The sequence below is a fragment of the Pantoea sp. UBA5923 genome (assembly GCF_002431095.1).
GTDB lineage: Bacteria > Pseudomonadota > Gammaproteobacteria > Enterobacterales > Enterobacteriaceae > Pantoea > Pantoea piersonii.
The window spans coordinates 44,533-54,798 of sequence record NZ_DJDN01000040.1 but is presented as its reverse complement, the minus strand read 5'-3'; the positions used below and the strand labels follow the sequence as shown (position 1 = coordinate 54,798).

Sequence of the window (10,266 nt, the reverse complement as noted above, 5' to 3'; positions counted from 1 at the left end):
GGCGTGGAGAAGTCATACTTCTTCTGGCGCTCCTCGGAGATGGTCACCTGATTGATCACCACGTCGATACGTTTAGAGTCCAGCGCCGCCAGCATGCCGTCCCATTTGGTCGGCTGCAGTTTCGCTTTTACGCCCATATGCTGCGCCAGCTGCTGCGCGAACTCGACTTCGAAGCCGGTAAGCTTGCCGTTTTCATCCTGAAAGCTGAACGGCGGATAGGTTCCTTCCAGGCCGACGCGCAGCTCGCCTTTGTCTTTGATCTGCGCCAGCAGGTTTTCCGCCGCGTGCGTCTTGATATTAACGCCGACAATCATCGCCGCCGCCATCACGCCCATCGCCAGATGGCGACCAACACGAGAAAAAATCATATCTACCCCATTTATTAGTATGTGATGTGTGTGTTGTCAGGCAGCGCTTGCGCGCCGCCCGGTACTGCTTCAGTAACTTGCGCAGTATAAACGTTTTTTTTCCGGCTGCTCAGACCGAAGGATGATAAGCAAATAACGCCGGCGCACCGCCGGTATGCACAAAGAGCAGCGGCCCTTCGCGACGGAAGCGGTTCTGGCTGATGCCGTCCAGCAGGCCAGCCATCGCTTTGCCGGTATAAACCGGATCGAGCAGAATGCCTTCCAGGCGAGCCAGCAGTTTGACCGCTTCCATCCCCTCCTCGTTCGGCTCGCCGTAGCGCGGTGCAAAGTAGTCGTCCCACAGCGTAACGGGCGCGGTGCTGGTCAGCTCTAGCTTGCTAATCAGCTGCTGACGCAGGCTGTCTACCACCGGCAGTTGCTGCTCTGTTGTCCGCGAAACGGTAACGCCAATCACCTCGGTTTGCGGCAGCAGCTGCTCCAGCCCGACCGCCAGCCCGGCATGGGTGCCTGCGCTGCCGGACGCCACCACGACGGCGGCGTAGTCGACCACGCCTTCGCTCTGATGGGCGATTTCCTGCGCGCATTCGATATATCCCAGCGCGCCCAGCCAGTTCGAGCCGCCAACCGGGACGACATAAGGACGAAAACCCTGCGCTTCAAGGCGTTCCGCCTGCGCCGCCAGCTGCGCCGCCGGATTGCTCAGCGCCTCTACCAGCACGATTTCACAGTCGAAGAGATCCAGCAGCAGCCGGTTGCCGTTGCTGAGGTAGTTTTCCGCCTCGGTGCCAATCGGGTTTTCCAGCAGCGCGACGCACTTGAGGCCAAGCTTTGCCGCGACGGCGGCGGTCTGACGCACGTGGTTAGACTGAATAGCGCCCGCCGTCAGCAATACGTCAGCCCCTTCGCGCAGCGCATCCGCCGCCAGGAACTCCAGCTTGCGCAGTTTATTGCCGCCAAGAGCGACTGGCGTGACATCGTCACGTTTGATAAAAATATCGCGGCCGACATAGTCGGAAAGGCGTGGCAGATGCTCCAGCGGGGTCGGCGCGCCGAGCAGCTCAAGACGTGGATACTGTTGAAGAAGATGTAAAGACAATGCGGCCTCCGGGGCTGTCACAGTAATCTTTACAGTGTTGCAGAAGTTGCGCGAAGGATCATCTGCCTTCGCGCGTAAAAGAAGAGGTCACCTGATGCTTTCGCATTTTTAAACAGCGGTAAGCAGCAGGGGGACGTACTTAAGACTATCGCACAACCCCTCCCTTATGACAGGAACAGGTTGCGCTGCCCGCTTCTCAGGTAGCCGCCAGGTTAAGTGCGTCGCGGCGGCATACTGAATGCTTCGCTGGTATTTCTGACACGTCTCCACCTGAGCGGAGTCGATCAGCGTGCCAGCGCTTCGGCAGCTAGCTGCGCTGCCACCCCAAAAACTGGTCATATTTGCGCAGCGCGATGCGGTAGTTATTATTGCCCGCATCAGGCAAATCATTCTCAAGGCATTCGTGCCAGCTATTGCCGCTTAAGCGGTCAGCCGGGAAATTTTTGGCCTTAAGCATATCGTCCAGACGACGCAGCCGTACCACATATTCGCGGATGGTGCTGTGGCTCATTTCCGTCTGCTCAAACAGGTACTGCTTGAATGCCATAATGTCGAAGTAATTAGGATGCGTATTGCAAAAAATATCACTACAAAAACGGCACAGCGCGGTCAGTTCTGGCTGTAATTTCAGCCACAGCTGCTCATCAATCATCTGGTCCATGCGCGCAATGGCCTCTTTATTGATGATCTGACCGCGAAACACCAACGCCATGCGGTTCAGCACTTTGCCACAGTGAGAACAGTGACTCTGGCTATGTTTGTAATCTTTAAGATAACGGCTTAAAGGTCTGGCTTTGGATTTGGCTCCCATTGCTGAGTCCCCGGTTTTATTATTTTTAGATCGCCAGGAACTGAAGCCGTCAGCGCGCTCCCGTTAGTCGGGCACGCAGGCGTTTTATCGCCTGACTGTGCAGTTGGCTGACGCGTGATTCTCCCACGTCGAGTACCGCTCCAATCTCTTTCAGGTTCAGTTCTTCCTGGTAGTACAGTGTCAGCACCATTTTTTCGCGATCGGGTAAAGCTTCGATCGCTTCAATGACGCGTTCACGCAGATTCCCTTCAAGTAACTGATGCAACGGGTTGGCCTCTTCATGCCCTTCCGTGACCAGCTCCGCGCTGTCGCCGTGTTCTTCTCGATACTCGTCGTAGGAGAAGAGCTGGCTGTTATTGGTATCCAGCAAAATTTGCCGGTATTCTTCCATCGAAACATTCAGCCGATCGGCTACTTCCTGCTCGGTGGCTGCACGCCCCATCATCTGCTCGACCTGATGCATCGCGCCCGCCACTTCGCGTGCGTTACGTCGCACGCTGCGCGGCGCCCAGTCACGGCTGCGAAGCTCATCCAGCATTGCGCCACGGATGCGCTGCACGGCGTAGGTGGTGAATGCTGTCCCCTGCAGTGCGTCGTAACGCTCCACAGCATTCAGCAAGCCAATGCCACCGGCCTGCAGCAGATCGTCTAGCTCAACGCTGGCTGGCAGACGAACCTGCAGACGCAATGCTTCATGGCGCACCAGCGGGACGTAGCGCTGCCAGAGCGAATGTTTATCCATCACGCCTTCGGCGGTATAGAAATCGTTCACGTTGACTACCCTGCGTTAATGAAGTTATCGGCAGGATTATCCAGTTCTGTAGGGGGGATTGATTGGGTGAATAGGCGGGCAAAAGCGAGGTTATTTCATTTTTGTTATGTCAGAGAGCGGATTGATCCGCTCTCATAAGGGCGCTTAACCCAACGCGCCCAGCCGCTGCCGCGTGGCAAGCGGAACCGCTTCCCACAGGGCGCAGACCTGCCCCTCCAGCGCCTGGTAATAAGGGCTTATGCTTTGCTGGATTTCTGCATCAGGATGGAAGCGTATCTGCCCTGAATCACCATTAATGCTTATCATTTTATTGATAAACAGGCGCTGCAGATCGCTGCGCAGGAACAGGCCATTATCGACGCTGTTGTCCGCCAGCCCCCCCTCCTCATTTTCCCGCCTGTCGATATGGCATGCCTCTACCCAGGGCCAGCTGTGACGATCGGTCAGGCGCGTGCCGGTCATTACGCAGCCGCCGTAGCGCGCTTTTACCGCTGCCAGAAACTCCGCCTGGCTGGCGCGCTGCAATACGCTGGCTTTGACGCGCCGGCCGACTTCCATGCCCGCCATCACTGCCGTTGGCACCTTATGCTGCGGCGTACTCAGCACCACAATAAACTGGATACGGCGCGAAAGCGGAAAACAGGGGTGCGACTGGGGATCGAAGAGCTGCCAGTACGCCTCGTTCTCATCCTCGCGCATTAACACCAGCTGATAGCCGCGGCTGGCGAGCAGGTTCTGCGCGGCGGCGGCGTGAGGATCGATCATGGCGTAGACCCGGCTTTCACCCATGACCTGCCATAGATTGTCGCGCTGCGCCTCGCTGCGGCGGAAATAGGCGAATGGCTCCTGCGACTTCAGATAGTGCTCGAAACGGCGCAGGTAGTTTTTGCGTTCGTTATCGTCAGAGATAAACAGCAGATCTTCCAGCGGACTGTTGCTCTCTTCACCGGCGAAGATCGCGCGAATGCGTAAAGTGCGATGACTGGTGGACGGGCTCAGCAACCCGCGTACGGTAAGCGCCCTTTCATCGGGATGCTGCTGCGCGTAACGCAGCGCAATCTCCTCAAAGGTCAGCTGCTCGCCAGGTAACAAGTCATAATTGAAGCGCATAGCCACTCCAGAAAAAGAAAAATCGGGCTAAAAAAGGTGTGATGTTCTGTAGGGAGTTATCGGCAGAATGGCGAGGATCTGTAACGTAATGGTGACTAATTCGCTGTTTTCAGCCATAAAAAAACCCCGCCGAGGCGGGGTTTAAGGTCGTTCACCAGAGGGCGATTAGCCCTGCAGCAGAGACAGAACCTGCTGCGGAACCTGGTTAGCTTTCGCCAACACTGAGTTACCAGCCTGCTGGATGATCTGCGCTTTAGACATGTTTGAAACTTCGGTCGCGTAGTCAGCATCCTGAATACGAGACTGTGCTTCAGACAGGTTAGTCGTGGTGTTGTTCAGGTTGGTTACCGCTGAATCCAGACGGTTCTGAATCGCACCCAGAGAAGAACGGAACTTATCGATGTTGCTGATAGCCGCATCCAGAGCTTTCAGTGGGTCTGAAGTTGCAGTGCCTTCGCTGGTTGCATCAGTAGTAATTTTACCATCAGCAGTGACGTTTACTGCCGCACCGATAGTCGGAGAGTAATCTTTATTAGTGTCAGTTGCTGACGCATAGCTCGCTACGGTTACCGCGCCGTTATCTTTGTTTACTGCATAAGATACAGTGTAGTCAGCAACTTTAGTGATGGCACCTTTGTCATCCTGGTAGGTATTGTCAGATGATTTGCCAGTCGCATCGAAGGCCATCGATTGAGTCAATACACCGGAATTCATTGTGATGGTGGACGTAGCTGATTTAGTTGCAGCCAGAACCACATCAGGGCTTACTGACGCCTTGTAAGAAACGATGCTTGACGTAGTCGCAGTACCACCCGCTGCAACGGTGTAATCAGTTCCCTTGAAGTTCAGAGAAGCACCGTCAGTATTCTCACTTGCAATTTTAAGCAGTGAGGTCATGGTTGCAGCAGTGGTACCGGTTGCATTGTTGGTGGTCAGGTTGCCGGTAGCATCTACAAATGCAGCCTGGCCGCCAATAGTGATTTTACCTGATGAATCGGTATCGAAGTTAACAGTACCAGTTTTGGTAGTATAGGTACCGCTTTCAGTTTTACCTGGATCCGCTTTCAGGGTGGCAGCTAATGTATCACGGTTAGAAGTTTTGGTCGCTTCATCCGCACCAGCGGTGGTTTTGGTAGTAGTGAAGTTGCCCGCTTTAGCATCATAAGTGTAAGTAGCACCGCCAACAGCAACTGTATCGCCAGTAGCCAGCTTGCTGATTGCCGCTTCAGTGGTCAGTGCCTTGTTGGTAGTGGTCAGGTCATAATTACCTGTACCTACGTTCAGCGTCGCGCCAGCAGAGTTCAGGTCGCTAACGGTTGCCGCTTTGTTAGTGATAGTACCGCTGCCGTTTACGTTAAAGCCATTCAGACCCAGAGTAGAAGAGTCAATTTTCTTCAGGTCGATAGAGATGGTCTGGCCATCGTTCGCGCCAACCTGGATTTTCATGGTGCCGTCTTTTGCCAGCACGTTCACGCCGTTGAACTGAGTCTGACCCGATACGCGGTCAATTTCGTCCAGACGTGATTTGATTTCGTCCTGGATGGAGTCCAGGTCAGACTGGCTGTTGGTGCCGTTCTGAGACTGTACGGTCAGTTCACGTACACGCTGTAAGTTGTTGTTGATTTCTGACAGCGCGCCTTCAGTGGTCTGCGCAGCAGAGATACCGTCGTTGGCGTTACGTGCAGCCTGAGTCAGGCCATTGATGTTAGAAGTAAAGCGGTTGGCAATCGCCTGACCAGCAGCGTCATCTTTAGCGCTGTTGATACGAAGACCAGAAGACAGACGCTCGATAGAGGTAGACAGAGCGGACTGGTTCTTGTTGATGTTGTTCTGAGTGATCAGCGAGAGGCTGTTGGTATTAATGACTTGGGCCATGATAAATATTCCTGTTAATCAAGTCTTTCGGTTAAGGTGTGGGCTTCAACCCGCCGGCTTCAGCGCCGTCAAAGTTGTTATCGTCTGCCCTTAAACAACCTTTAGAATTTTTTTAGTACCAGGTGAAATTTTTTTCCTTCAACCTGTCACGCTTATCTTTATCGCCCTCGCCTGCGACTTCTTTAGAAGAAAATCGCCCTTTTTCTAGCCTTAGAAATACCCTTCTCTATATGCGCTATTCGCTTTATCGCGCCGGCAGGAATAACTTTAAACTTTCCCCATTCGCCGCCGATAACCCCGGTATTCACTCTCCGTGTCGACATGATAAGGAAACAAGCATGGCAAGTATCTCTACCCTGGGTGTCGGTTCAGGCCTGGATTTAAGCAGTATTCTCGACAGCATGCAGACGGCGGAAAAAGCCGCTCTGACGCCGATCTCTAACCAACAGTCTTCTTATACCGCCAAGCTGAGCGCCTACGCGACGCTGAAAAGCGCGCTGACCACTTTCCAGACGGCGAACACCACGCTTAATAACGCGGACCTGTTCACTGCCACGACGGCGACCAGCAGCTCTAGCGCCTTTAGCGCTATTACCTCTGGCAGCACCGTAGCGGGTAAATACACTATTAGCGTGTCGCAGCTGGCGCAGGCGCAGACGCTGACCTCAGCGGTACAGAGCAGCAACACCACGGCGCTGGGCGACAGCTCGGTCAGCAGCCGCACGCTGAGCATTGCGCTGGCGGACGGCTCCAGCAAAGATATCACGCTGACCAGCGATCAGACCTCGCTGAGCGGTATGCGCGACGCCATTAACGGCGCCGATGCAGGCGTTACCGCCAGCATTATCAAAGTCGCAGACGGCAGCTACCGCCTCTCCGTCACCTCTGATAAAACCGGTTCGGATAACGCCCTCAGCAGTATTAAAGTTACCGGCGACAGTACGCTGCAGGGCATTGTCGGCTATGACGCCAGCGCCAGCAGCAATGCGATGACGGAAAGCGTGACGGCGCAGAACGCCAAGCTGACCGTTAACAATATCGCTATCGAAAACAGCAGCAACACTATCAGCGACGCGCTGGAAGGCATTACGCTGAATCTGAGCGATACCACCAGCGGCAATCAGACGCTGACGGTTGCCACCGACACCTCTAAAGCCAGCAACGCCATCACCAGCTGGGTGTCGGCCTATAATACGCTGCAGGACACCTTCTCCAGCCTGACCAAATATACCGCCGTCGATGTAGGTTCCGACTCGCAGAGTTCCAGCAACGGCGCGCTCTTGGGCGACAGTACGCTGCGCACTATCCAGAGCCAGCTGAAAAGCCTGCTGACCAATACTGCCAGTTCCTCAACCTTTAAAACTCTGGCGCAAATTGGTGTAACTACCGATCCCACCACCGGTCAGCTGGATCTGGACTCCAGCAAGCTGAACACCAGCCTGAACTCAAATATGGCGGGCGTGAAAGAGATGATTATCGGTGACGGCAAAACCACTGGCATCGCGACAAAGATCTCCAGCAACCTGACCGGCTGGCTATCCAGCACTGGTATTATTCAGTCCGCTACTGACGGCGTCAGCAAGACGTTGAACAACCTGACTGAACAGTACAATTCGGTTAACGATCGTATTAATAACACTATTACACGTTTGAAAGCCCAATTTACCCAGCTAGACGTTGTAATGAACTCGCTAAACCAGACCAGCAGCTATCTGACGCAGCAGTTCGATACGTCAAACAGCTCCAGCTCCAAGAGCTGATTTTACTAAGGAGTGATCATGTACACCGCAAACGGCATACAGGCCTATGCAAAAATCGGCGTCGAAAGCGCCGTGATGAGCGCCAGCCAGCAGCAGCTGGTGAATATGTTGTTCGAAGGCGCGCTCAGCGCGTTGATCCGTGCTCGCCTGTTTATGCAGGACGGTAACATTGAGGGAAAAGGCCTTTCCCTCTCTAAAGCCATTAACATTATTGAAAACGGGCTTAAGCAGGGTCTCGCAGAAGAGAGCGGCGATGAGCTCACCACCAACCTGCTTTCGCTGTACGCCTATATGGTGCGGCGTCTCCTTCAGGCGAATTTACGTAATGACGTGGAGGCCATTGTCGAGGTCGAAGCGCTGCTGCGTAATATTGCTGATGCCTGGAAGGAAGTTGCCCAGCCTCAACCTCAGATTCAGGACGCCGTTTAATGATACTAGCACCGCAACTGATTACCATTTACCAGCAGTTACTCGATCTCAGCCAGCAAATGCTGCGTCTTGCAGCTGAGGGCGAATGGGATGATTTGATCAAAAAAGAAGTTGATTACGTCAGCGCGGTGCAACGGCTGGCGCGATCGACCGAGGCCGCTTCGCCTTCTGCGCAGGCGCAGGAGCAGCTGCGTCCGGTGCTGCGCCATATCCTTGATAATGAAAGTGAAGTTAAGCGCCTGCTGCAGGATCGCATGAACGAGCTTTCGACGCTGGTTAACCAGAATACCCGCCAGAAATCGGTGCTCAACGCCTATGGCAAACAGGGCAGCGTGATGGTGCCGATGGAAAACCAGCCCCTCTCCTGATTCTGAAACGCACCGCGGAGAACAAAAGAGTTGTTCTGCCGGTGCGTCTTTTTTTCGTCGTGCTCCATACTTGCTTTTCCTTCCCGCTGGAGCGCAGCAGATGCACAACCCGACGTTATTGCAATTTTTCCACTGGTATTACCCGGACGGCGGCCAGCTTTGGCCTGAAGTCGCTGAAAAGGCCGCCTGGCTGAGCGAGATCGGCATCACCATGGCCTGGCTGCCGCCTGCCTGTAAAGGCGAATCGGGTGGCTATTCCGTCGGCTACGACAGCTACGATCTTTTCGACCTGGGCGAATTTGAGCAGAAAGGCAGCGTTGCCACCAAATATGGCGACAAGCAGCAGCTGCTGGCTGCGGCGGATGCCCTTCGCACGCACAATCTCGGCGTCCTGCTGGATGTGGTGGTCAACCATAAAATGGGCGCCGATGAGAAAGAGCGCGTGCGCGTCAACCGCGTCAATCCCGATAACCGCGACGACATCAGCGATGAGGTGATCGAGTGCGAAGCCTGGACGCGGTTCAGCTTTCCGGCGCGAGCGGGTAAATATTCAAAATTCGTCTGGGACTATAAGTGCTTTAGCGGCGTCGACCATATCGAAAATCCGGATGAGAACGGCGTTTTCAAGATAGTTAATGACTACACCGCCGACGGCTGGAACAATCAGGTAGACAGCGAGCTGGGCAATTTCGACTATCTGATGGGCGCGAATATCGATTTTCGCAACAACGCCGTACGCGAAGAGCTGAAGTACTGGGCGCGCTGGGTGATGCAACAGGTGCCCTGCACCGGGTTTCGTCTTGATGCGGTGAAACATATTCCCGCCTGGTTCTATAAAGAGTGGATCGAACATATTCAGGAGGTCGCCGACGAGCCGATGTTTATCGTCGCCGAATACTGGTCGTTCGAGACTGACAAGCTGCTGGAATATATCCAGCAGGTAGAGGGCAAAACCCTGCTGTTCGACGCGCCGCTGCATCTGAATTTCCATCAGGCGTCAACGCAGGGCAGCGACTACGATCTCAGCCAGGTTTTCGCTAATTCACTGGTCCAGGCCGATCCCTGGCATGCGGTCACGCTGGTCGCCAACCACGACACTCAGGCGCTGCAGTCGCTGGAAGCGCCGGTAGAAGCCTGGTTTAAGCCCCTCGCCTATGCCTTAATCCTGCTGCGTGAACAGGGGGTGCCAACGGTGTTTTATCCCGATCTGTTTGGCGCCAGCTATGAAGATGAAGGGGGCGACGGCGGGACGCATCGCGTCGAAATGCCTGTTATCCCAGAACTGGAGCCGCTGATTCGGGCTCGTCAGCTTTACGCCTGGGGCGCGCAGGCGGATTACTTCGATCATCCCAACTGCGTGGCGTTCAGCCGCAGCGGCACCGCTGAGCAGCCGGGATGCATCGTGATTATGTCGAATGGCGATGAAGGCGAAAAAAGCGTAGCGATGGGTGAAGGCTTTGCCGGTAAAGCCTGGCGCGACTATTTGGGCCATCGCGAAGAGATGATTACCGCTGATGAACAGGGTAACGTCGTGGTGCGCTGCAACGGCGGCAGCGTCAGCGTCTGGGTGCTGGCGGAGTAACTTAAGCGCCTTATTCCGTCGCGTCTGACGAAATAAGGCGTGGTGCAATTACTGTTTTTTTTCGTTCGCCCGCGTAATGTCGGACTTCAGGATTT

10 protein-coding genes are annotated in these 10,266 nt (G+C 54.6%); 4 read left to right on the top strand and 6 right to left on the bottom strand.

Translation table 11 applies throughout. From position 1 onward, the window contains the following. From B3797_RS10180 to B3797_RS10155, 6 genes are all read right to left on the bottom strand, one after another. The coding region (locus tag B3797_RS10180; RefSeq protein WP_311791010.1) for a transporter substrate-binding domain-containing protein at positions 1-368 on the bottom strand (368 nt) is incomplete at its 3' end. A 109-nt stretch (positions 369-477) separates the two neighbouring features. Then, a complete protein-coding gene (locus B3797_RS10175; protein WP_311791009.1) occupies positions 478-1,464 on the bottom strand; it encodes a D-cysteine desulfhydrase in 987 nt (328 codons plus the stop codon). 307 nt (positions 1,465-1,771) lie between these two features. Beyond that, on the bottom strand, positions 1,772-2,275 hold the full coding sequence (fliZ, locus tag B3797_RS10170; RefSeq protein WP_311791008.1) for a flagella biosynthesis regulatory protein FliZ: 504 nt from the start codon (positions 2,273-2,275) through the stop codon (positions 1,772-1,774). Between the two features lie 49 nt (positions 2,276-2,324). Then, entirely contained in the window at positions 2,325-3,047 is a 723-nt protein-coding gene (locus B3797_RS10165; protein WP_120453761.1) for an RNA polymerase sigma factor FliA, read from the bottom strand. Positions 3,048-3,191: 144 nt separating this feature from the next. Beyond that, positions 3,192-4,157: an HNH endonuclease signature motif containing protein gene (locus B3797_RS10160; RefSeq protein ID WP_311791007.1), complete on the bottom strand. Its 966-nt coding sequence runs from the start codon at positions 4,155-4,157 to the stop codon at positions 3,192-3,194. A 165-nt stretch (positions 4,158-4,322) separates the two neighbouring features. After that, positions 4,323-6,032: a FliC/FljB family flagellin gene (locus B3797_RS10155; protein ID WP_311791006.1), complete on the bottom strand. Its 1,710-nt coding sequence runs from the start codon at positions 6,030-6,032 to the stop codon at positions 4,323-4,325. A 338-nt stretch (positions 6,033-6,370) separates the two neighbouring features. Between B3797_RS10155 and fliD the strand changes: the two genes are divergently transcribed. The 4 genes from fliD to amyA all read left to right on the top strand — a co-directional run bounded on the left by fliD (position 6,371) and on the right by amyA (position 10,171). After that, the gene (gene fliD / locus B3797_RS10150) at positions 6,371-7,792 is read left to right on the top strand and encodes a flagellar filament capping protein FliD (protein ID WP_311791005.1); all 1,422 of its coding nucleotides are present in this window, start codon (positions 6,371-6,373) and stop codon (positions 7,790-7,792) included. Between the two features lie 18 nt (positions 7,793-7,810). Continuing rightward, entirely contained in the window at positions 7,811-8,221 is a 411-nt protein-coding gene (gene fliS, locus B3797_RS10145) for a flagellar export chaperone FliS (RefSeq protein ID WP_311791004.1), read from the top strand. After that, complete coding sequence (gene fliT, locus B3797_RS10140; RefSeq protein WP_311782370.1) at positions 8,221-8,589, top strand: flagella biosynthesis regulatory protein FliT; 369 nt, start codon at positions 8,221-8,223, stop codon at positions 8,587-8,589. The genes fliS and fliT overlap by 1 nt, the downstream gene beginning before the upstream one ends. Before the next feature lie 100 nt (positions 8,590-8,689). Continuing rightward, positions 8,690-10,171 carry an alpha-amylase gene (amyA, locus tag B3797_RS10135; protein WP_311791003.1) on the top strand — a complete coding sequence of 494 codons (1,482 nt, stop codon included), beginning with the start codon at positions 8,690-8,692 and terminating at the stop codon, positions 10,169-10,171. Positions 10,172-10,266: the final 95 nt, after the last annotated feature.

Excerpts from the sequence above, each read along its gene's own strand:
- fliZ (WP_311791008.1), bottom strand. The coding sequence starts at position 2,275 with ATGGGAGCCAAATCCAAAGCCAGACCTTTAAGCCGTTATCTTAAAGAT.
- B3797_RS10160 (WP_311791007.1), bottom strand. The coding sequence starts at position 4,157 with ATGCGCTTCAATTATGACTTGTTACCTGGCGAGCAGCTGACCTTTGAG.
- B3797_RS10155 (WP_311791006.1), bottom strand. The coding sequence starts at position 6,032 with ATGGCCCAAGTCATTAATACCAACAGCCTCTCGCTGATCACTCAGAAC.
- fliD (WP_311791005.1), top strand. The coding sequence starts at position 6,371 with ATGGCAAGTATCTCTACCCTGGGTGTCGGTTCAGGCCTGGATTTAAGC.
- fliS (WP_311791004.1), top strand. The coding sequence starts at position 7,811 with ATGTACACCGCAAACGGCATACAGGCCTATGCAAAAATCGGCGTCGAA.
- fliT (WP_311782370.1), top strand. The coding sequence starts at position 8,221 with ATGATACTAGCACCGCAACTGATTACCATTTACCAGCAGTTACTCGAT.
- amyA (WP_311791003.1), top strand. The coding sequence starts at position 8,690 with ATGCACAACCCGACGTTATTGCAATTTTTCCACTGGTATTACCCGGAC.